General features: G+C 59.1%; 19 protein-coding genes and 2 pseudogenes. 11 read left to right on the top strand and 10 right to left on the bottom strand.

Features of this window, described 5'->3' with window-relative positions; translation table 11 throughout:
* Positions 1–50 precede the first annotated feature (50 nt).
* The gene (gene purD, locus HMPREF9371_RS10050) at positions 51–1,328 is read right to left on the bottom strand and encodes a phosphoribosylamine--glycine ligase (RefSeq protein ID WP_009120016.1); all 1,278 of its coding nucleotides are present in this window, start codon (positions 1,326–1,328) and stop codon (positions 51–53) included.
* A 152-nt stretch (positions 1,329–1,480) separates the two neighbouring features.
* Here purD and HMPREF9371_RS13950 point away from each other — a divergent pair, with 152 nt between their 5' ends.
* Genes HMPREF9371_RS13950 through HMPREF9371_RS13695 form a run of 4 tightly spaced genes read left to right on the top strand, consistent with a single transcriptional unit; the run spans position 1,481 to position 3,213 of the window.
* Positions 1,481–1,663 carry an ATP-dependent exonuclease gene (locus HMPREF9371_RS13950; protein WP_083814009.1) on the top strand — a complete coding sequence of 61 codons (183 nt, stop codon included), beginning with the start codon at positions 1,481–1,483 and terminating at the stop codon, positions 1,661–1,663.
* A gap of 38 nt (positions 1,664–1,701) precedes the next feature.
* Positions 1,702–1,926, top strand: a complete 225-nt coding sequence (locus tag HMPREF9371_RS10045; RefSeq protein WP_040660493.1) for a sulfurtransferase TusA family protein — start codon at positions 1,702–1,704, stop codon at positions 1,924–1,926.
* Between the two features lie 60 nt (positions 1,927–1,986).
* Positions 1,987–3,024, top strand: coding sequence for a dihydroorotase (gene pyrC, locus HMPREF9371_RS10040; protein WP_009120014.1), 1,038 nt, complete (start codon positions 1,987–1,989; stop codon positions 3,022–3,024).
* A gap of 42 nt (positions 3,025–3,066) precedes the next feature.
* Entirely contained in the window at positions 3,067–3,213 is a 147-nt protein-coding gene (locus HMPREF9371_RS13695; protein WP_009120013.1) for a hypothetical protein, read from the top strand.
* Between the two features lie 69 nt (positions 3,214–3,282).
* Here HMPREF9371_RS13695 and earP read toward each other — a convergent pair whose 3' ends face one another.
* Entirely contained in the window at positions 3,283–4,470 is a 1,188-nt protein-coding gene (earP, locus tag HMPREF9371_RS10035; RefSeq protein ID WP_050797922.1) for an elongation factor P maturation arginine rhamnosyltransferase EarP, read from the bottom strand.
* Between the two features lie 331 nt (positions 4,471–4,801).
* Positions 4,802–4,978, bottom strand: a complete 177-nt coding sequence (locus HMPREF9371_RS12635) for a hypothetical protein (protein ID WP_009120011.1) — start codon at positions 4,976–4,978, stop codon at positions 4,802–4,804.
* A gap of 80 nt (positions 4,979–5,058) precedes the next feature.
* Between HMPREF9371_RS12635 and HMPREF9371_RS10030 the strand changes: the two genes are divergently transcribed.
* The 3 genes from HMPREF9371_RS10030 to HMPREF9371_RS10020 all read left to right on the top strand — a co-directional run bounded on the left by HMPREF9371_RS10030 (position 5,059) and on the right by HMPREF9371_RS10020 (position 7,564).
* A complete protein-coding gene (locus HMPREF9371_RS10030) occupies positions 5,059–5,712 on the top strand; it encodes a cell division ATP-binding protein FtsE (RefSeq protein ID WP_009120010.1) in 654 nt (217 codons plus the stop codon).
* A complete protein-coding gene (gene ftsX, locus HMPREF9371_RS10025; RefSeq protein ID WP_009120009.1) occupies positions 5,709–6,623 on the top strand; it encodes a permease-like cell division protein FtsX in 915 nt (304 codons plus the stop codon). The genes HMPREF9371_RS10030 and ftsX overlap by 4 nt, the downstream gene beginning before the upstream one ends.
* Positions 6,624–6,706: 83 nt before the next feature.
* Positions 6,707–7,564 (top strand): YwqG family protein, encoded by an 858-nt coding sequence (locus HMPREF9371_RS10020; protein ID WP_009120008.1) that lies wholly within the window; start codon positions 6,707–6,709, stop codon positions 7,562–7,564.
* A 78-nt stretch (positions 7,565–7,642) separates the two neighbouring features.
* On the opposite strand, the gene HMPREF9371_RS10015 is transcribed toward HMPREF9371_RS10020, so the two are convergent.
* From HMPREF9371_RS10015 to HMPREF9371_RS10005, 3 genes are all read right to left on the bottom strand, one after another.
* Positions 7,643–9,199: a TerC family protein gene (locus HMPREF9371_RS10015; protein ID WP_009120007.1), complete on the bottom strand. Its 1,557-nt coding sequence runs from the start codon at positions 9,197–9,199 to the stop codon at positions 7,643–7,645.
* A 106-nt stretch (positions 9,200–9,305) separates the two neighbouring features.
* A complete protein-coding gene (gene ccsB, locus HMPREF9371_RS10010; RefSeq protein ID WP_009120006.1) occupies positions 9,306–10,523 on the bottom strand; it encodes a c-type cytochrome biogenesis protein CcsB in 1,218 nt (405 codons plus the stop codon).
* A complete protein-coding gene (locus tag HMPREF9371_RS10005; protein WP_009120005.1) occupies positions 10,510–12,540 on the bottom strand; it encodes a cytochrome c biogenesis protein ResB in 2,031 nt (676 codons plus the stop codon). Before HMPREF9371_RS10005 ends, ccsB begins: the two co-directional genes overlap by 14 nt.
* A 302-nt stretch (positions 12,541–12,842) precedes the next feature.
* Here HMPREF9371_RS10005 and HMPREF9371_RS10000 point away from each other — a divergent pair, with 302 nt between their 5' ends.
* The 3 genes and pseudogenes from HMPREF9371_RS10000 (at position 12,843) to mltB (ending at position 14,701) form a co-directional block, all read left to right on the top strand.
* On the top strand, positions 12,843–13,205 hold the full coding sequence (locus HMPREF9371_RS10000; RefSeq protein ID WP_040660490.1) for a hypothetical protein: 363 nt from the start codon (positions 12,843–12,845) through the stop codon (positions 13,203–13,205).
* A gap of 104 nt (positions 13,206–13,309) precedes the next feature.
* Positions 13,310–13,506 (top strand): annotated as a pseudogene (locus HMPREF9371_RS13690) (ATP-dependent exonuclease).
* Positions 13,507–13,618: 112 nt separating this feature from the next.
* A complete protein-coding gene (gene mltB, locus HMPREF9371_RS09990; RefSeq protein ID WP_009120002.1) occupies positions 13,619–14,701 on the top strand; it encodes a lytic murein transglycosylase B in 1,083 nt (360 codons plus the stop codon).
* Positions 14,702–14,816: 115 nt separating this feature from the next.
* On the opposite strand, the gene HMPREF9371_RS09985 is transcribed toward mltB, so the two are convergent.
* From HMPREF9371_RS09985 to HMPREF9371_RS09970, 4 genes and pseudogenes are all read right to left on the bottom strand, one after another.
* A complete protein-coding gene (locus HMPREF9371_RS09985; RefSeq protein WP_009120001.1) occupies positions 14,817–15,407 on the bottom strand; it encodes a uracil-DNA glycosylase family protein in 591 nt (196 codons plus the stop codon).
* A gap of 96 nt (positions 15,408–15,503) precedes the next feature.
* A pseudogene (locus tag HMPREF9371_RS09980) lies at positions 15,504–16,001 on the bottom strand (virulence RhuM family protein); the annotation flags it as partial.
* 140 nt (positions 16,002–16,141) lie between these two features.
* Positions 16,142–17,038 (bottom strand): COG2958 family protein, encoded by an 897-nt coding sequence (locus tag HMPREF9371_RS09975; protein WP_040660488.1) that lies wholly within the window; start codon positions 17,036–17,038, stop codon positions 16,142–16,144.
* 33 nt (positions 17,039–17,071) lie between these two features.
* Positions 17,072–19,366: a Tex family protein gene (locus HMPREF9371_RS09970; protein WP_009119997.1), complete on the bottom strand. Its 2,295-nt coding sequence runs from the start codon at positions 19,364–19,366 to the stop codon at positions 17,072–17,074.
* A gap of 139 nt (positions 19,367–19,505) precedes the next feature.
* Between HMPREF9371_RS09970 and HMPREF9371_RS09965 the strand changes: the two genes are divergently transcribed.
* Positions 19,506–19,982 (top strand): MaoC/PaaZ C-terminal domain-containing protein, encoded by a 477-nt coding sequence (locus HMPREF9371_RS09965; RefSeq protein ID WP_009119996.1) that lies wholly within the window; start codon positions 19,506–19,508, stop codon positions 19,980–19,982.
* Positions 19,983–20,032: the final 50 nt, after the last annotated feature.

The raw sequence follows: 20,032 nt of genomic DNA, 5'->3' as shown, positions 1-20,032 counted from the left end.
CAAGCTGCCGCATCTGAAAACGATGCGGCAGCTTTGTTGTAACGCCGGCTTTAACCGCGGCGGATGGCTTTGTCGGCAATGTCTTGCCGGTACTGCATGCCGTCGAAGCGAATCGGTGCCAAGGCTTGATAGGCTCGGGCTTTGGCCACGGCCACATCGTCGCCCAGGCCGACCACGCACAGCACGCGGCCGCCGTTGGTGACGATTTGGCCGTCGCCCTTATCGGCGGTGCCGGCGTGGAACACTTTGCCGCCGGTCTCGGCCGCTTGGGCCAAACCGTGAATCACCTCGCCTTTTTCCGGGCTGTCGGGGTAGCCGGCGGCCGCCAACACCACGCCGACGGCGGTTTGCGGATTCCATTGGGCGCTGACGGTGTCAAGTTGGCCGGCCAAGGCGGCGGCCACCAAGTCGGCCAAATCGCTGTCCAAACGGCTCATGATGGGCTGGGTTTCGGGGTCGCCGAAGCGGCAGTTGAATTCGATGGTGTGGGGCGCGCCGCTGTGATCAATCATCAGGCCGGCATAGAGAAAGCCGGTAAACGGCGTGCCGTCCGCCTGCATGCCGCGCACGGTGGGCAGGATGATTTCGTTCATCACGCGCTGATGCACGGCGGGGGTGACCACCGGCGCCGGGCTGTAGGCGCCCATGCCGCCGGTGTTGGGGCCTTGGTCGCCGTCGAGCAGGCGTTTGTGGTCTTGGCTGGTGGCCATCGGCAGCACATGTTCGCCGTCCACCATCACGATAAAGCTCGCCTCTTCGCCCTGCAAAAAGTCTTCAATCACCACCCGTGCGCCGGCGGCGCCCATTTTGTTACCCAACAGCATATCGTCGATGGCGGCATGGGCTTCGGCCAGGCTCATCGCTACCACCACCCCTTTGCCGGCAGCCAGGCCGTCGGCCTTGATCACGATGGGCGCACCTTTGCCGTCCACATAAGCATGGGCAGCCTCGGCTTCGGCAAAGGTTTGGTAGCCGGCGGTGGGAATGCCGTGCCGCGCCATAAAGGCTTTGGCAAAGTCTTTGGAGCTTTCCAGCTGGGCGGCGGCGCGGGTGGGGCCGAAAATGGGCAGGCCGACGGCGTGGAAGTCGTCCACCATGCCGGCCGCCAGCGGGGCTTCGGGGCCGACCACGGTAAAGGCAATTTGTTCGCGGCGGCAGAAATCGATTAACTCGGCATGGCTGCTCAGGGCCAGATTGCGCAACTTCGGCTCTTGCGCGGTGCCGGCATTGCCGGGGGCGACAAAGACGGTGTCCACCTTGGGCGACTGCGCCAATTTCCAGGCCAGGGCGTGCTCGCGGCCGCCGCTGCCGATAACGAGAAGTTTCATGCGGTGTCCTTCGATAAAAAGCGGAAAAATCTGAGGCGCGATTATAGCGGATTGGCGGGTGGCAGGGGCTTTGCGAAAAACAGACGGTGTTCAGGTAGCCTCTTGTCTCGGGCTACCTGAACACCCGATCAGGGGACGGCAGGCTGAGACCTTTGCAAAACCCCCATCTGCGGCGCATTTCTGCGTTGTGTGCTGCTCGATCACTTGCCTATCTATATGATATGTCTGTCCCACAGGGATTCCTGACGTTCACGTTCCCTGCGCTGCTACGCCTTGAACTGCATCCACATCTGGAGGTTTTGCAAAGGTCTCAGGCTTTGCGCAATCGGCTATAATTCGGCATATTTTTCCACCCAACCCCATGCCGACTGCCATGAACCCACTCACCTTAGACTTAAGCGGCCTCAAATGCCCGCTGCCGATTTTGCGTACCAAAAAAGCGCTGGCGGCAATGGAAAGCGGCCAAGTGATTACTGTGCTGGCCACCGATGCCGGCGCGCCCGACGACTTCGCCGCCTTCTGCCGCCAAACCGGCCACGAACTCTTGTCCTCCACCGCCGATAACGGCGTATTTACCTTGGTGGTGCGCCACAAATAAGCCCGGTGCTCGCACCCCTCAGGCTACCTGAAACCCCTACCGAAACACCGAAAGATTCCCATGCAAACCCTCCAGCTGATCCAACCCGACGACATGCACCTGCACCTGCGCGACGGCGAAGCGCTCCGCGCCGTGCTGCCCTACACCGCCCGCCAGATGGCGCGCGCTGTCATCATGCCCAACCTCAAACCGCCGGTGGCGCAGGTGGCCGACGCCTTGGCCTACAAACAGCGCATTCTCGACGCCCTGCCCGCAGGCAGCACTTTCGAGCCGCTGATGACGCTCTACCTCACCGACAACACCACGCCCGACACCGTGCGCGAAGCCAAAGCGGCCGGCATTGTGGCCTTCAAACTCTATCCCGCCGGCGCCACCACCAATTCCGATTCCGGCGTCACCGATTTGTTCAAGCTCTTGCCGGTGCTGCGCGAAATCGCCGCCCAGGATTTGCGTTTTCTGGTGCACGGCGAAGTCACCGATGCCGACATCGACATTTTCGACCGCGAAGCGGTGTTCATCGAACGCATTTTGAAGCCGGTGCTGGCCGAAGTGCCCGATTTGAAAGTGGTGTTCGAGCACATCACCACCGCCGAAGCCGCCCGTTTGGTGTGCGAAGCGGGCGACAATATTGCCGCCAGCGTGACCCCGCAGCACCTGATGCTCAACCGCAACGACCTGTTGGTGGGCGGCGTGCGGCCGCACCACTACTGCCTGCCCGTGCTCAAACGCGAAAGCCACCGCCAAGCACTGGTGGCGGCGGTTACCGGCCCGCAGGCGCATAAATTCTTCCTCGGCACCGATTCCGCCCCGCACCCGCAACACGCCAAAGAAAACGCCTGCGGCTGCGCCGGCATGTTCAGCGCCGCCACTGCCATCGAACTGTATGCCGAAGTGTTCGAGCAGGCCGGCGCCTTGGACAAGCTGGAAGCCTTCGGCTCGCAAAACGGCGCCCGCTTCTACGGCCTACCGGAAAACCACGGCCGCCTTACCTTGGTGAAACAGGCGCAAACCGTGCCCGACAGCGTGCCCATGGGCGCTGACCGCTTGGTGCCGATGCGCGCCGGCGGCGAAGTGGCGTGGTCGGTGCAATACGGTTAACGGCTGCCAAAACCGGTCAAAACGGACAACAGTCTGAGACCTTTGCAAAACCCCCATCTGCGGCGCATTTCTGCGTTGTGCGCTGCTCGCTCGCTTGCCTATCTATATGATATGTCTGCGTTCGCTGCGCTGCTGCGCCTTGAACTGCATCCACATCTGGGGGTTTTGCAAAGGTCTCAGGCTACCTGAAAGCGGACGGCGCTGACTCGGTTGGCCCGTTTGGGCTTCATTGCCGGACGGTATCCGAAACCAGGGGTTTCAAGTAGCCTGCCGCACCAGCGGCCAGCGTTGCAGCAGGCGGCTGACCGCATCCGCTTGCGCCAATAAATGCTGTTGCCAAGCCGCCGTGCCCTGCCGCCATTCGGGCAGGCGGTTGAGCAGGGCCGACCACGCAGCGATGCATTGCTCCTCACTTAGGCCATGGATGCCGTTGAGTTCGTCCGACAGCTGTTGGTGCGGCGCCTGCCAAGCCGCACCGGCCGAACGGGCATACATTTTCTGCCAAAAGGCATGCAGCTTGTCGGCATGCGCCATTTCCGCCTGCGGATAAATGTGCCACAGCAGCGGCTTGCCGGCCAGCTGGGCGCGCACAAAGCTGTCTTCGCCGCGCACCGTCACGCCGTCGGCCAACCACAACACTTTGTCGAACTCGCTTTGCGGCACAAAATCCACCCGCACCAGCCGCACCGTTCCCGCCTGCCACACGTCGCCGGCTTGACGCAGGGCGTGTTCGGGCACCGCACCGCTGCGCCTCAGGCTGTCGGCAATCTGGTGCCCGGCCAGCCACCATTCCGCCGCCTGCCCCCAAGCCTGCCAAGCGGCCAGCCATTCTGCCCAAACCGGGCTGTCGTAGCCGAAAAACAGCCAGCGGCAGGCGGCAGGCGGCGTTTCAGGTAGCCCCAAAGCCGTGCGCACCGCCGTTTGGGCGGCCGCATCCTGTAAAAACGCCTGCCGCCGTTCGGCATAAGCGTTTTCGCGCAGCAGGCCGCCGCTCTCGGCGCTGAAACCCATCAGCCAAAAATATTTGTCCGTGCCGTCGGCCTGCAGAGACGGCTTGCCGTGCATGGCCTCGGCCCAGTCCTCCGCGCTCAGGTATTCCCAGTTGAGCCACAAAGCACCGCTGCGGCGGACGTGCGCCAACACCGCCTCCGGCAAATCGCAGCCGAAAGTTTCCACCACCAACGCCGGCACGGCCGCGGCCGCCTCTCCCGCCAAGCCGGCGGCATTGTCGCCCTGCCAAGCGTGCACACGGATGTCGGGCGGCAACGGCTGCCCGCCCAACAAAGCCGCCAGCGAGGGCGGATGGTCGTGCCATAAGGCTACCTGAAAGCCGGCTTCGGCCAAACGGCAGGCCAAACGCCAAGCCACACCGATGTCGCCGTAATTGTCGATCACGCGGCAAAACAGCCAGGCAGCGGGGCGGCAGACGGGATGGGCAGCAATCATGTTTCGGGCCGAATCGGAAAAAACCAGATGGGGCGGCAATTTACGTCGCTTTGCATTTTTGTCAAGCCAAGGCGGGGAAATTTTTTGTGTTTATCCACATTGACGGACTCTGTTTTTTATGCGGTCGTCCAGGCAGCCGCCCGACCGGCTTGACAGCTTGAAAAACAATATAACTTATTAAATAGCAATAATTTTTTCAAAAATGACAATTTTTTGGGCAAACCAAGCCGAAGCCTGATTTTTCAAGCATTCCGCGCACTGCCCCATGGTTTTCCACGAAGTTATCCACAGCTTTTGTGGGTAAGGCGTAAAGGCAATATTTCATAAGGTTTTAGCCGGAAACGGCGGCGCTGACGGCGGCAAACAGGGTGCAGCGGGATTGGCAGTTCATTGCTTTTTTTTCCAGGAAACGCGGAGAAAAATTCACGCTGCGGCAGCCTATGCCGTCGGCCTGCCGATGGCGGTGCTGGCGGCATTGGGCGGCGGCTCGAATTGCCGTTATAATCACTGCCTTATTTGCCTCGGCGCACCGACGGCCGACGGCTGCGGCCGGCACCGCCGCCTTCTCCCACAGGAATCCATTGCTTCATGATCCGTTTCGAACAAGTTTGCAAAACCTACCCCGGCGGCTTTCATGCCCTCAAAAACGTCAGCTTTCAAATCAATAAAGGCGAGATGATTTTTGTGGCCGGCCACTCCGGCGCCGGCAAATCCACCGTGCTCAAGCTGATTGCCGGCATCACCAAACCCACTTCCGGCAAGGTGTGGATGAACAATCAGGAAATCGGCAGCCTGTCCGACCAGCGCTTGGGCTATCTGCGCCAACACATCGGCATCGTGTTTCAAGACCACAAAATCCTGTTCGACCGCAACGTGCTGCAAAACGTGCTGCTGCCGCTGCGCATCATCGGTTACGACCGCCAAACCGCCGACAAACGCGCGCGGATTGCAATTGAAAAAGTGGGCTTGGGCGGGCGCGAACTGGCCGATCCGATCACCCTTTCCGGCGGCGAACAGCAGCGCCTGTGCATCGCCCGCGCGGTGGTGCACCAGCCCGGCCTGCTGATTGCCGACGAGCCCTCGGCCAACCTCGACCGCGCGTATGCCTTGGACATCATGGAGCTGTTCAAGATCTTCCACGAAGCCGGCACCACCGTGATTGTGGCCGCCCACGACGAAACCCTGATGGCCGACTACGGCCACCGCATCCTGCGCCTGCAGGAAGGCAGGTTTGCCGCATGAAACATTATCTTTCCCTGCATCTCGAAGCCGCCCTGCAGGCTTTCAAAGCCTTATTCAAACAGCCGCTGGGCACGCTGTTGGTGCTGCTGATGTTGGCCGTGGCCATGACCCTGCCGCTGGCCCTGTATTTGGGCGTGCAGAGCAGCGGCGCGGTGTTGGGGCGGCTGAACGAAGCGCCGCAAATCACCCTCTATCTCAACCACGAAGCCGACAGCGCGGCGGCGGAGCACATCCGCGCCAAACTGTCGGCCGATCCGCGCATCGAGAAGGCGGATTTCGTGAGCAAACAGGAAGGCATGCGCGAACTGCAACAGGCTTTCCAAGGGCAGGATTTGGTGTCCATGCTCGACAGCAATCCGCTGCCCGACGTGTTTGCCGTTAGCCCGCGGGACGGCCTCACGCCCGAAGAACAAACCGCGCTGCAGCAAGACCTGGCCGCCCTGCCGCAGGTGGACAGCGCGCAGATGGATGCCGAGTGGATGCAAACACTCTACCAAATCAATACCTTCGTCCATCAGGTGTTCCGTTTTCTGGCGCTCACCTTGGGCGTGGCCTTTGTTTTGGTGGCGCACAACACCATCCGCCTGCAAATCCTCAGCCGCAAGGAAGAAATCGAAATCACCAAACTCTTGGGGGCGCCCGCCTCGTTTATCCACCGCCCGTTTATTTATCAGGCCGTGTGGCAGAGCGCCCTGGCCGCCGGCCTGAGCCTGCTCTTGTGCGGCTGGCTGGTGCAGACCACGCGCCCGCTGATTAACCGCATTTTCCGCCCCTACGGCCTGCATTTGGACTGGCGTTTTTTCCACGGCTGGGAAATCGCCGTGGTGTTTGCCGTGGTGTGCGGCTTGGGCGCGCTGGGCGCTTGGCTGGCCGGCAGCCGCCATCTGCTCAGCTTTAAGGCCAGAAGCTGAGCTTTCCCGCTTCGCAAACGCAACGCTTTCAGGTAGCCTTCGGGCTACCTGAAAGCTTTTCCGGCCTGCCAACGGAGGTTTGTATGATGAATCGCGCCGCCTTAAACCACCCCGCGTTCACTCCCTATCAAAGCGCCCTGCTGGCGGCGGCCAAACCCACCGCCGAAATCAGCCTGCACCCCGCTGCCGACTTGGGCTGGCGCCAAAGCAAGCTCGGCGGCCTGCCCTATCTGCCCGCATGGGCGGCCTACCCGCACAGTGCGGACGGCAAGCCGCTGTATCTGCTCTTGCAAATCAATTTTGCCGAAATGCCACCCCTGCCCGACTTTCCCACCGAGGGCATTTTGCAGTGGTTTGTCGAGGCCACTTGGACTTGGGGCGCCAATTTCGACCACCCCGCCGATCAAAGCGCTTTCCGCCTCTGCTATTACCCCGAAGTGCTGGCCGACGACGCGGCGCTGGTGCGCGATTTTTCTTTTCTGCCGCCGCTGAATCCGCCCGCGCAGGGGCTGTGGCAAAAGTTGAAACGCAGTTTTGCGCGCCCGCCGCGTCTGCCGTTCACACAGCCCTGCGCCATCCGTTTCGAGGCCGGCGTGCAGTTTCCTACCCTGGACGACCGCACCTGCTACCTGAAAGGCGAGGGCGCACCCGACATTCATTTTGACAACTGGATTGACGACGAATTCGATGCCTTTGCCGAAGCTTATTTGGCAGCATTCGCAGGCAACGGCAACCGCGTGGGCGGCTACCCCACCTTCACGCAGGACGACCCGCGCCTCAGCGCCGAGGAAATGGCCTACGTGCAATTGGTGCAGCTCGACAGCCAGCCGCCCGAGCTGATGATGTGGGGCGATGCCGGCATTGCCCATTTGTTTATCCGCCCCGACGATTTGCGCCGCCGCGATTTTTCGCGCGTGCTCTACACTTGGGATTGCAGCTAAGCTGGGCACCGGCATGGGCCCAAACAAGCCAAGCGCCCTTTCAGGCTACCTGAAAGGGCGCTTGGCAACCGGAGCGGCTCAATCCTCGTCCGGCAGTTTGCTGACTCTCACCCGCTCGATGCGCTGGCCTTCTTTTTCCAGCACTTCGAAACGCCACCCGTAATAATCGAGGGTATCGCCGACATCGGGGATGCTTTGCAGCTCCTCCATCATCAGGCCGGCCACGGTGTGGTAGTCGGCATCTTCTTCCTGCGGCGGCAGGTTGAGCTGCGGCGCAAGTTCCACGTATTCCAAGCTGCCGTCCACGGTGAGGCTGTGGTCGGCATTGGTTTGCAGGCTGGGGCTGTCTTCGCGCTCGAAGGCTTCGGGAAATTCGCCGGCAATGGTTTCCAACAGGTCTTTCATGGTCACCATGCCGAGAACGGCGCCGAATTCGTCCACCACCAGCGCGTAATCGGCACTGCTGCGGCGGAACTGCTCGATGGCGGAGAGAGCGTTGGCGCTGTCGGGCAGAATTAAGGGTTGACGCAGGGCGGCTTGGATGTTGATTTCGCCTTCGTCCAAGAGCTGGTTGAGCAGATCTTTTTTGTTGATGTAGCCCAAGGGCTCGTCGGCGCCGGCCTTGCCCACCACCAAAAGGCGGGAATACGGGGTGTTTTGCAGCTGGGCTTTCTGTTCTTCCTTGCTTTGCGAGATGTCGAGCCGCTCGATGTCGCGGCGCGGAATCATCACGCCGGGAATGGGGCGCTCGGCCAGGGTGAGCACGCTGCGGATCATGGATTTTTCGTTTTCTTCAAAATAGCCGTCGTTGTCGGTTTCGCCGGCTTTGGCCAGCACGGCTTCCCGGATGCCCATCATGCCGAGCACGTTTTCGGCAGTGCGCTTGCGCCAGGAGCTGCCGCTGTAGGCGTTTTTGTCGGTGTTGCGGCGGGCAATGTGGTTGAAGATTTCGATCAGGATGGAGAAGCCGATGGCGGCATACAGGTAGCCTTTGGGGATTTCCACATGGAAGGCTTCGGCAATCAGCGAAAAGCCGATCATCAACAGGAAGCCCAAACACAGCATCACCACGGTGGGGTGTTTATCGACAAACTCGGTGAGCGGTTTGCTGGCCCAAATCATCATGCCCATGGCCACCACCACGGCGGCCATGGCCACTTCGATGTGCTGCACCATGGCGACGGCGGTGATCACCGCGTCGATAGAGAAGACGGCGTCGAGTACCAGAATCTGCGCCACCACGCCCCAAAAAGGGGCATGGACTTTGTGCTGCTCGGCCACGGTGTAGTGGTTGACGCCTTCCAGGCGTTCGTGCAGCTCGGTGGTGGCTTTATAGAGCAGGAACAGGCCGCCGAAAAACATGATCATGTCTTTGCCGGAAACGGCATGGCCGTTGATTTCGAACAGCGGCGCGGTCAGCCGCATCAGCTGCACCATAAAGCCGAGCATCACCAAGCGCATCAGCACGGCCAGCACGAGGCCGGTGATGCGCGCACGGTCGCGGTGGGCCGGTTTCACCTTGTTGGCGAGAATGGCCACGAACACCAAATTGTCGATGCCGAGCACCACTTCCAAAATAATCAGGGTTGCGAAGCCCAGCCAGGTTACCGGGTCGGCCAGCCAACTGAAATCCATAAATCGGGGTTCCTTTGTATTGCGGCAGCAGGGAAAGGGGATGAATGATGATGCGAAAAACAACAGGCTACCTGAAAAGCGGCACGGCTTTCAGGTAGCCTGTTGTTTACAGCCCGCCGTAAGAATGCAGGCCGCTTAAAAACATATTCACGCCGACAAAAGCGAAAGCGGTGATGAAAAAGCCGACAATCGCCCACCAAGCCAGCACCGCACCGCGCCAACCGGCCACCAGGCGCAAATGCAGCCAGATCGCGTAGTTGAGCCACACAATAAAGGCCCAGGTTTCTTTCGGATCCCAGCTCCAGTAGCGACCCCAGGCGTCGGCGGCCCACAATGCGCCGAGAATGGTGGCGATGGTGAAAAAGAGGAAACCGACCGCAATCGCTTTATACATCACCTCTTCGATCACATGGGTTTCCGGCAGTTTGAGCGCCGGGCGGTACAGTTTCAGCAATTCGGCCACGCCGAGAAAGGCGGCCATGCAGAAAGCGCCGTAGCCGATGAAATTGGCCGGCACATGGATTTTCATCCACCAAGACTGCAAAGCCGGAATCAGCGGCTGGATTTGGTGGGCGTTGCGGCTGAAGCTGTACCACAACACGAAACCCACCAAAATCAGCTGCAGGGTGTACACAAACACACCCAGCCGCTGCAGCTTGAATTTGCCTTCGTAATACAAAAACATCAGCCCGGTGATGACGATGAACAGGATAAACACTTCATACAGGTTGGAAACCGGAATGTGTCCGGCATCCGGGCGCAACAGATAACTTTCGTGCCAGCGCACCAGCATACCGGTCAAGCCGGCCACGGCAGCCGCCCAGCTGAGGTTGCGCCCCATCTCGAGCAGGGTGTTGGTGGCGGAATCGCCATGCCGTTTGCCGAACAGGCCCAGCGCATAGCAGCCCCAAGCCATGATGACCAGTGCGCACAGCCAGCCGATGGCCGATTGGCTGCTCAAAAAGTATTTCAACAGAAAACGGTTGTCGGCCTGCTCAATGTGGCCGCCGTAGAGCAGCACCGCGCCATAGGCCAGCGCGATGCACAGCGGGATATACCAGCGCAGCGGTTTGAAAAACCAGCCCAGCGCCACGGCAGCGGCGGCGCTGCTCCACAAGATGCAGACTTCGTAAATGTCCATGTGGTGCGGCAGGATGAGGTGCACCGCTACCGCCACGGCGGCCATCAGCACGGCAAACAGCCAGTCGGCCGCGCCCAGTTTGCGCCAGAAACGGCGCTCCTGCAGCAGCTCGTGTTTGGCGGCAGGCTGTGTTTCCGTGGCCGCCAAACCGGCGGGCAGGGAGGGGGATTTAGGATGATTCATGGTTCAACTCCTGCGCCAGACGCGCGAGGTGGGCTTGGTGTTGCGGAAATTCGGTGTCCAGCTCGCGGCCGTGGCGGCCGGAACTCATGGCAAAGCGCACGCCGCCGTTTTCATACAGCAGCCAGGCGCGTTTTTCGCGGACGTAAAACATAAAGACGGTGCCCAATACCAGCAGCACGGAACCCAGATACACCAAGCCTTGGCCGGGCGAGCGGGTCATCTGCAGGCCGGAAGACTTCACTTCCTTGAAGCCGCCCAGCTGCAGCAGCACGGGCGAATCGAAACGGGTGAGGCCGGTGTAGGCATCGAAGCTGTTGAGCAGGAAGCGGTGGCGGGCTTCGTTTTGCGGCCATTGCGCGCCTTGTTGGGCCAGTGCCTGATCCAGCGCCAGATTGCCGGCGCCGAACAGCATTTGGTAAAACAGTTCGCGCATGCGCTCCTGCTCGTTGGCGGGGATTTTGGCGGCCACGAAATCGTTGAGGCCGGTATAGCCTTCGCGGGCAAACAGTTCCAGCACATTGCCCAGCGCTTCGCGGAAGCGGGCTTGCGTGTCGTCTTCCATGCCGGCCACTGCTTGTTCGATTACCGCCTGCCGCTGCTGCGGGTTTTGCAGCACGGCGCGCAGGTGCATAAAGGTATCGGGTTTGCCGTTGAGGTCGGCCGGAATCATCAGCCAGCGGTATTCCTGATCCAAAGCCGCGCGTTCGCCGGTGGCGAAATAGTAGTCGCCGTTGCGCAGCAGGGGCAGCATGTAGTTGACGTATTCTTTGGCCTGACCGGCTTCGTCACGTACGCGGAACGTGATGGTGGGGCCGACGTTGCGCAGGGTTTTCTCCTGCCGCACGCTGCGCGCGTCCTGCAGGCTTTGGCTCAAACCGCCGGCTGCGGCTTGCGGCCGTTCTTCGTCTTCCACATTCATCGGGCGCAGCTCGTTGAATTCCAAAGTGTAGTTGGCGGTTTGACCCTGACCCAGATGCAGCGGGAAGCTGCTCATGGAGGTGGCGTTCAACTCGGCCGCCAGCGGGGAAGGGCTGCCCAGATTCCAGGCGCGGAAATTGAGGCCGGAGCCGCCGTCGCCGAAACTGGCCTGATACACCGTGATGCCGTGCAGGGTAAACGGGTGGTTGACTTTAACGGTGGGGTGGAAGACTTCGCCGCTTTTTTTGTCGGTCACCACCAGGTCGCTGGCGAAATTGCGCGGCATGCCGTTGTCGTAGAAATCCACGTGAAACTGCTTGAGCTCCACCGTAAACGGCAATTCCTGCACCAGCATGCCTTCGCCGGTGTTGAGGAACACTTTGTCCACCGTTTGCCCTTCGCGCACGTTCACATCGCCGCGGAACGACAGGGTGCCGCTGTCCAAACGGCTTTCGGGCGCGAAATCGCTGGCGAATTCGGCGGTTTTGTCCGGTTTCAGGCTACCTGAAAGGATGCCCAGCTTCAGCCCCATATTGCTGTCGATCAGGCCGCCCAGGCAAATCACGATGATGGCGGCGTGGGCGCAGATGTAGCCCCATTTGTTCATCGCCCCTTTTTTGGCGGCCAAGAGCAGGCTGCCGTCTTCGCGCGGCTGCTGTTTGACCGAAAAACCGGAAACTTTCAGGTAGCGTTCCGCCACATCGGGTGCGGGCGCTTTTTCGAGCAGGGCGGTATGCTGCATATGCGCCAGCGACTGGCGGGTGGCTTTCAGACGGAAAGAGCGCATTTCTCGCAGAAAGGGCGGGATATTGCGCCACAGGCACAAGCCGGTGGACAGCATCAGAAAGGCCATGATGGCCACAAACCAAGCCGAGGAATACACATCGTAGAGGCCGAGGAAGCGGAAAATCTGATCCCAAAACGGGCCGAATTCCACCACATAGCCGATTTCCTGCTGGTTTTGCTGCAACACGGTGCCGATGACGGAAGCCAGCGCCAGCAGAGACAGCAAGGCCACCGCGAAACGCATGGAGCTGAGGAAGGCAAACCAAGGCCGCTTGGCCAGCGGGGTTTTGCCGGAAGAAGGGGAGGGGCTCATAAACCGAATACAGTCTGTATGGAAAGCATACCGAAACGCGGCATTATAACGGAATTGCGGCAAGGATTTGCAGGCTTTGCATTGTGTTCCGTTTCCGTCTGTCGGCAGCGGGGCAGGGCGGTGGCGCGGCAGGCTACCTGAAAGCCGATACCTGCCGTTTTGTAGGCATAAAATTTCAGATTAACCCCTTCTTTGCAAACTTTATAACAATTTATAAGCAAGCCTGCTGGATATTAACGTGCGATGCAGGCACCATCGCGCCCCTTGATTTTCCGCTCCATCCAACCAAAAGGACAAACGAAATGAAAAAAGTATGCATCAGCCTGTTGCTGGCCGCCGGCCTCGCCGCCCCCGCCCTGACGCTGGCGGATAACGGCCAAGACACCGCCGCCCGTCTGCTGTATTTGGAGCAGCGGGTGGAAGAACTGAGCCGCCGCGTGCTGACGCTGGAACAGCAAAACCGCCAACAGCAGCACATCATCATCGAAAACCGCCGCCAAACTCCGGCCACTTATGTTTGCAGCGTGTCGGTATTCGGCAAAAATTACGAAGCCTTGGAACAAAACGAAGGCGTGGCCCGCCACCGCGTGCGCCAAGCGTGTACCGCCCAGCAAAACGCCATCTTCTGTACCGACCGCGATATTAAGTGCCGCAGCTACCGCTAAGCACCGAAATATCCGCATGGCGGCAGGCTACCTGAAACGCTTTCAGGTAGCCTTCGTTTTGGCAGGCTGTTACACTGCTGCCGATTCCCGCCATCCTGAGACCTTTGCAACGCCCCCATCTGCGGCGTATTTCTGCGTTGTGCGTTTATGCCCTAGGGGTACTGCTCGCTCGCTTAGCCTTGTAGATGATATGTCTGTCCCACAGGGATTCCTGGCGTTCACGCTCGCTGCGCTGCTACGCCTTGAACTGCATCCACATCCGGGGATTTTGCAAAGGTCTCATCATGTCCGTCAGACTTGAAGCGTCTTGATTTTCGGCCCCGCACCCGCCGCGGCGTGCCAAACATTCAGCCCGTTTGGCGGCGCCCACCGCCTGCATTCCGACAACGGGCTTTCCCATTTCGGAGGTTCCCATGAAAACAAAAACCGTCTTGCTGCTGAGTGCGGCCGTGTTGGCCCTGACTGCCTGCCGCAGCCAGCAGGCCAGCGATCCGGTCGTATCCGCCCGCCCGGCACCCGCCGCACCGGCGAAACCGCCCGTCTTCGACCCCAACGCCGCACCGGTTGCCCAAACCGGCTTCCCGCAAAACGCCAATGTGCAGCAATTCATCCGCCATCAGGCCAGCCACGGCCGCTACAGCGAAGCCGAACTGCAGCAGTTTTTCGAGCGCGCGCAATACAAAGGTAACATCATCAGCATCATGAACCGCCCCGGCACGTCCCGCCCGTGGTACGAGTTCCGCCGCGGCAACGCCGGCAGCGGCAAAATCAACGGCGGCCGCCGCTTCTACCAGCAAAACCGCCAAGTCATCGACCAAGTGGCCCGCGAATACGGCGTGCCGGCCGAAATCATCGTGGCCATCATCGGCATCGAAACCAACTACGGCAGCAATATGGGCAGCTTCCGCTTGGCCGACTCCCTGCCCACCCTAGGATTTGATTACCCGCGCCGCGCAGAGTTTTTCCAAAAAGAACTGGGCGAATTCCTACTGATGGCCAAAGAAGAAGGGCGCGATCCCTTCAGCTTTATGGGCAGCTACGCGGGCGCCATGGGCATGCCGCAGTTTATGCCTTCCAGCTACCGCAAATGGGCGGTGGACTACGACCGCGACGGCCAGCGCAATATCTGGGGCAGCGTGCCCGACGTGGCCGCCTCAGTGGCCAACTACATGAAAGCCCACGGCTGGCAGACCGGCGGCCGCGTGATGGTGCCCGTGTCGCTGGCTGAAACCACCCCGCAGCTTTTGGCGCTGATTGAAGAAAAAACCGCACTCAATTACACCGTCGGCCAGCTGCGCCAAATGGGCGTGGTGCCGCTGGAAGCCGTGGCCGACCATGAAAAAGCCGTGCTCTTCCGTTTGGAAGTCGCCCCCGAGCGCTTCGAGTATTACATCGGCCTGAACAATTTCTACAGCATTTGGCAATACAACCACAGCCGCCTCTACGTGAGCGCCGTGCGCGACATTGCCAACGGCATCGGCCAAGGCGGCCTGTAAAAACCGCCGATAGCAGAAAGGGCTACCTGAAACGCTTTCAGGTAGCCCTTTATGGTTTGGCGCGGCCTAGCCGGTGCTGATTTTGCTGTGTCGGCAAGCGGCGTGACGTCAGCGCTCACAACAAACCGATTTCCGCAAAAAACCGCCCGTAAACCGCCGCCTTTTTCTCCAAAGCCAAAGGGTAAGCCCGCGAAGACGAAGGCATCCGGTAGAGCCGTAAAGAGCGCCCCGCATACTCCGCCTCCGTGAAACCGCCGATTGGCGGCTTGGCCGTGCCCGGCGGCAGCAAAGACAGCAGCGTTTCCGTGGCTTTGTCGCCGGTGCTCATCAGCGTTTGGCATTGCGGCATCTGCGCCAGCAAACCCGCCAAATCCACCGGCGCAACAATCTGCAAAAACTTGTCCGACGCATTGCCCTGCAAGCGGATCACCCGATATGCGGCATCGCTGATGGCAATGCCGCGCTGTGCCAAAAACGCCCGCAACAGCGCCTCTTTAAACGCTTTCCCACCGGTTTCGACAAAATAATCCTTATCTTGAAAAAACACCAAACCGAACAGCCGCCACATATCGTTTTGAAAGTTGGGATAATAAAAATCCATCTTCCAGCGCGAGCGCGGCGGCGGGAAAGAACCGAGCATCAGCAGTTTGGCGTTGGCGGGAACAAAGGGCGGCAGCGGATGGGTTTCGATGGCGGTTGCGGTCATAACAAAGGTCAGCAGCGACGGGGGTGTTTCAGGTAGCCTGCGGGTGATGCGCTTGGGCTGGGCGCGGGGGAAGGGAAAAAAACATATGCCTTAGATTAACTTTAAAATCTCACGCACGCGCAGATACACCCGCTTTTCGCTGGCGCGGATATCGCGGATGCGTTCCAGCAATTCATCAAAATGATCCGGTGCAGGCAATGTGCCGAGCGGCGGATTTTTCAGGCGCTCGTCATCCAGCACAAAGCCTTTTTGCAGATACTCGCCCAAAGTGCGCGTCGCCCATTGGCGGAATTGTGTACCGCGTGAAGAGCGCACACGGTAGCCGACGGCGATAATCATCGGCAGCGCGTAAAGCTGGGTTTGGTAGTTTTTGCCATCAGAAGCAGTTGTCAACTGTGAGTTGACAACTGAACTTTCCTGCAACTCACCTTCTGCCAAAACAGCAGAGATATGCTTGCTGATATTCTGCTTGCTGGTTTGATACAGTTCGGCTATTTCCAACTGTGTCAGCCAAAGCTGACCGCCCAATTCACGCAAAACGAATTGGGATAAGCCGTCTGAAGTGGTGTAGAGGATGAGTGTGTTGTCGGTCATGGTGCACATTTGCTTTTTTGAGTGGCATCTGTTTGATGCCGAGCCTGTTTATTTGGATACATCACAACTTGAATGCCGGATTAGCTGGCAGAGATGGAGTGTCAGCAATATCGGAATCAATGCATAGAATCGTATTTTCCTCATTGATTCCAATTGTTTTCAACGATTTTTCCCGATTGAAAATAAATGGCCACATACTCAATAAATGTTTGGAAATCGGTATTTTGTTCCACAATGCGATTGACCGACTGCCAGTCAATTTGTTCTTTGCGCTTGGCGGGCAGCCAAATCTCGCTGTCGTTCCATTCTTGGGTGTTCAAAATGATCACACCGATGCCGTGCAAGGCTGACAAAATGCGTAATTCTTGCTCGGTATGTTCACCGACAATTGCCGTGGTGACCAGATATCCCTCGTTGGCCCAACCAGAATTACTGACTGCCTGAAAAAAGCTTTCCCGCACATTGCTGCCATTGAGTTCCCGCTTTACTTCAAACGACCACAACAGCACATGTTGTCCCGCACCCGATTGGGCGCATTGGCGCACGTCGTGCTGCCATGCTTTATCCAATGCCTGCATTGCAACAATATCCGGATGCAACCAATGGTTGCCTCTGCTGCCACGATTGTTTTTGGAGCGTTTTTCGTCAATTCGCAAACCGTATAAACCTAAATTCGAGGACAAAAAACGCATCATCAAAGGATACAGGTCTTGCTCCGAGGCGGCATAGGCGGATTCATCCACAACCAACCCATTATCTTGCTGGTGGCTCGGATCAAACCAAAACAGACGCGGGCGCGGTTTGTCCTGCATACGGATGGCGGGACATAATTTCAGCACGGAACTTTTGTGTGAACCGATTTCCGACACGACTTGTTGGATAAATGCTTTCTCATCGGCAAATTTAGATTTTTTATTCTGATAGTCATGCGGATATTGTTCCGTAATGGCCTGGGCGATTTGGCGTGCGGTGAATTTCTGTAGCGGGTTGGCTTGTAAAAATTCAACGATTTTTTGAGGCTGGCTGGATTTTCCCATCTTGAACATCTTGGCAATATCGTATTGATAAAATTACTTTTTCAATTTCGCAAATGCATCGGCCATGGCGGTGTTGCCCATCGGTTTTTGCTGCCGTTGGTGTTGCGGGCTGCCTGAACGGCGCTTGCCGAGGCCGTTTTCAGGTAGCCTGCCGCTTCTTGCCGAACCGCTGCCTGCTTCGTCGTCCAAGCGCATGGTTAGGGCGATGCGTTTGCGGGCGGCATCGACTTCCAGCACTTTCACTTTAACTACGTCGCCGGCTTTGACGACTTCACGCGGGTCGTGAACGAACCGATTCGACAAGGCGGAGATGTGGACGAGGCCGTCTTGGTGGACGCCGATGTCGACGAATGCGCCGAAGTTGGCGACGTTGCTCACTACGCCTTCCAAAATCATGCCGACTTGTAAATCGCTGATTTCGTTGATGCCTTCGGCAAAGGTGGCCGTCTGAAACTCGCCGCGCGGGTCGCGGCCGGGTTTTTCGAGTTCGGCGAGGATGTCCATGATGGTGGGCAGGCCGAATTGGTCGGTGGTGTAGCTGGCGGGCTTGATTTGTTTGATTTTTTCGCGGTTGCCGATGAGGTCGGCGGCGTTGAGTTTGAGGTCGTCGAGCATTTTGGCGACGACGGGGTAGGCTTCGGGGTGGACAGCGGATGCGTCCAGCGGTTCTTTGCCGCCGTTGATGCGCAAGAAGCCGGCGGCCTGCTCATAGGTTTTTTCGCCGAGGCGTGGTACTTTGAGGAGTTTTTTACGGCTGTCGAACGCGCCGTTTTCGTCGCGGTAGGCAACGATGTTTTGCGCCAGCGTGCTGTTGAGGCCGGAAATGCGCGCGAGCAGGGGGGCGGAAGCGGTGTTCACGTCCACGCCGACGGCGTTCACGCAGTCTTCCACCACGGCATCCAGCGATTTGGCGAGTTGGCTTTGGTTGACATCGTGCTGGTATTGGCCGACGCCGATGGATTTGGGGTCGATTTTTACCAATTCGGCCAGCGGGTCTTGCAGGCGACGGGCAATGGAGACGGCGCCGCGCAGGGAAACGTCTAGCTCGGGGAATTCTTTGGCGGCCAGTTCGGAGGCGGAATAAACGGATGCGCCGGCTTCGCTGACCACGATTTTGTGCAGTCCCATTTCAGGCAGGCCTTTGACCAATTCGCCGGCGAGTTTGTCGGTTTCGCGGCTGGCGGTGCCGTTGCCGATGGCAATCAGTTTCACGCCGTGTTGTTTGATAAGGCGCGCAAGGGTGGCCAAGGCGTTGTTTTCTTGATGAAGATAGGCGACGGCGGTATCGAGCAGCTTGCCGGTGTCGTCCACTACGGCCACTTTGATGCCGGTGCGGAAGCCGGGGTCGAGGCCCATGGTGGCGAGGCGGCCGGCTGGGGCGGCGAGCAGCAGGTCTTTGAGGTTGCGGGCGAACACGGTAATGGCGTCGGTGTCGGCGGCTTCTTTCAGACGGCCTAAGGCTTCAAGCTCCAGCGAGAGGAAGATTTTGGCGCGCCATGTGAGGCGCACGGTGTCGCGCAGCCATTTGTCGGCGGGGCGGCCTTGATCGGCGATGCCGAAATGTTTGGCGATGATTTTTTCGTATTCGCTCTGCTCGGTAATCGGGGTTTCGTCGGGCTGGTATTTGAGGGCGACTTGCAGCACGCCTTCGTTGCGGCCGCGCAATACGGCCAGCGCGCGGTGGCTGGGCATGTTGCGGACGGGTTCGCGGTGGTCGAAATAGTCTTTGAATTTTTCGCCGCTTTCTTCTTGCCCGGCAACCACTTGGGCATGGATTTCGGCTTCGTTCCACAGTTTTTCGCGCAAGTTGCCGATGAGTTCGGCATCTTCGGCGAACTGTTCCATCAGAATGGCGCGCGCGCCGTCGAGCGCGGCTTTGGTGTCGGGCACTTGCTCGTTCAGATAGGCTTCGGCGGCGGTTTCGGGGTGTTCGGACGGCCTCTGCAATAAGCTGTCGGCCAAAGGCTGCAAACCGTTTTCGCGGGCGATTTGGGCTTTGGTGCGGCGTTTGGGTTTGTAGGGCAGGTAGAGGTCTTCGAGCGCGGTTTTGTTGTCGGCCGCTTCGATGGCCGCTTGAAGCTCGGGCGTGAGTTTGCCTTGTTCTTCAATGCTTTTTAAAACGGTTTGCTTGCGCTCGGCCAATTCGCGCAGGTATTGCAGACGCTCGGCGAGAGTGCGCAATTGGGTGTCGTCCAGTCCGCCGGTGGCTTCTTTGCGGTAGCGGGCGATAAAGGGCACGGTGGCGCCGTCGTCGAGCAATTGGACGGCGGCTTGGATTTGAGCGGCGGTGGCGTTTAATTCGGTGGCGAGGGTGGCAATGATGTTCATGGTGTTTGCTTGATTCAGAAATAAGGGCGGATTATAGCCTTAAACGGCAGGCTACCTGAAAGCCGCCATACTTGCCGAACCGCCGGCTTTACGGCAACATTCGAGGCCTTGTCTTCCCAACCTTCATCAGGAGCGTACCATGAGCGACATCATCAGCAATTTTACGTTTGACGAACTGACCATCGGCCAAAGCTACAGCCAGAGCCGCACGGTAAGCGAGGAAGATGTGGTGCTGTATGCGGCGGTTTCCCACGATACCAATCCGGCGCATTTGGACGCCGAATACGCCGCCGGTACCATGTTTAAAAAGCCGATTGCGCACGGTATGTTTACCGCCGGCCTGATTTCCGCCGTCATCGGCACCCGCTTCCCCGGCATGGGCACGATTTATCTGGGCCAGGATCTGCAGTTCCGCCGGCCGGTGTACATCGGCGACACCTTAACCGTCACCCTGACCGTGGTGTCGCGTGACGAAGCAAAAAAACGGGTGGCGCTGGAAACCGTGGTGGTCAACCAAAACGGCGACAAAATCCTCACCGGCCAGGCCAATGTGCTGCCTTCCCAAGAGAAAATCAGCCGCACCGTGATTGCGGTGCCGGCAGTGAAGATTGTTTGATGCCGTAGCAGGCCGCCATGGTAGGATGGCGGCCTGCCTCCCGCAGGCTG

Source organism: Neisseria shayeganii 871 (assembly GCF_000226875.1).
GTDB lineage: Bacteria > Pseudomonadota > Gammaproteobacteria > Burkholderiales > Neisseriaceae > Eikenella > Eikenella shayeganii.
This window is presented reverse-complemented; position numbering and strand designations above follow the sequence as displayed.

Excerpts from the sequence above, each read along its gene's own strand:
- HMPREF9371_RS10045 (WP_040660493.1), top strand. The coding sequence starts at position 1,702 with ATGAACCCACTCACCTTAGACTTAAGCGGCCTCAAATGCCCGCTGCCG.
- ftsX (WP_009120009.1), top strand. The coding sequence starts at position 5,709 with ATGAAACATTATCTTTCCCTGCATCTCGAAGCCGCCCTGCAGGCTTTC.
- HMPREF9371_RS09985 (WP_009120001.1), bottom strand. The coding sequence starts at position 15,407 with ATGACCGCAACCGCCATCGAAACCCATCCGCTGCCGCCCTTTGTTCCC.
- HMPREF9371_RS10005 (WP_009120005.1), bottom strand. The coding sequence starts at position 12,540 with ATGAGCCCCTCCCCTTCTTCCGGCAAAACCCCGCTGGCCAAGCGGCCT.
- HMPREF9371_RS09975 (WP_040660488.1), bottom strand. The coding sequence starts at position 17,038 with ATGGGAAAATCCAGCCAGCCTCAAAAAATCGTTGAATTTTTACAAGCC.
- HMPREF9371_RS10015 (WP_009120007.1), bottom strand. The coding sequence starts at position 9,199 with ATGGATTTCAGTTGGCTGGCCGACCCGGTAACCTGGCTGGGCTTCGCA.
- pyrC (WP_009120014.1), top strand. The coding sequence starts at position 1,987 with ATGCAAACCCTCCAGCTGATCCAACCCGACGACATGCACCTGCACCTG.
- HMPREF9371_RS09965 (WP_009119996.1), top strand. The coding sequence starts at position 19,506 with ATGAGCGACATCATCAGCAATTTTACGTTTGACGAACTGACCATCGGC.
- HMPREF9371_RS10030 (WP_009120010.1), top strand. The coding sequence starts at position 5,059 with ATGATCCGTTTCGAACAAGTTTGCAAAACCTACCCCGGCGGCTTTCAT.
- HMPREF9371_RS10020 (WP_009120008.1), top strand. The coding sequence starts at position 6,707 with ATGATGAATCGCGCCGCCTTAAACCACCCCGCGTTCACTCCCTATCAA.
- HMPREF9371_RS09970 (WP_009119997.1), bottom strand. The coding sequence starts at position 19,366 with ATGAACATCATTGCCACCCTCGCCACCGAATTAAACGCCACCGCCGCT.
- ccsB (WP_009120006.1), bottom strand. The coding sequence starts at position 10,523 with ATGAATCATCCTAAATCCCCCTCCCTGCCCGCCGGTTTGGCGGCCACG.
- earP (WP_050797922.1), bottom strand. The coding sequence starts at position 4,470 with ATGATTGCTGCCCATCCCGTCTGCCGCCCCGCTGCCTGGCTGTTTTGC.
- mltB (WP_009120002.1), top strand. The coding sequence starts at position 13,619 with ATGAAAACAAAAACCGTCTTGCTGCTGAGTGCGGCCGTGTTGGCCCTG.
- purD (WP_009120016.1), bottom strand. The coding sequence starts at position 1,328 with ATGAAACTTCTCGTTATCGGCAGCGGCGGCCGCGAGCACGCCCTGGCC.
- HMPREF9371_RS10000 (WP_040660490.1), top strand. The coding sequence starts at position 12,843 with ATGAAAAAAGTATGCATCAGCCTGTTGCTGGCCGCCGGCCTCGCCGCC.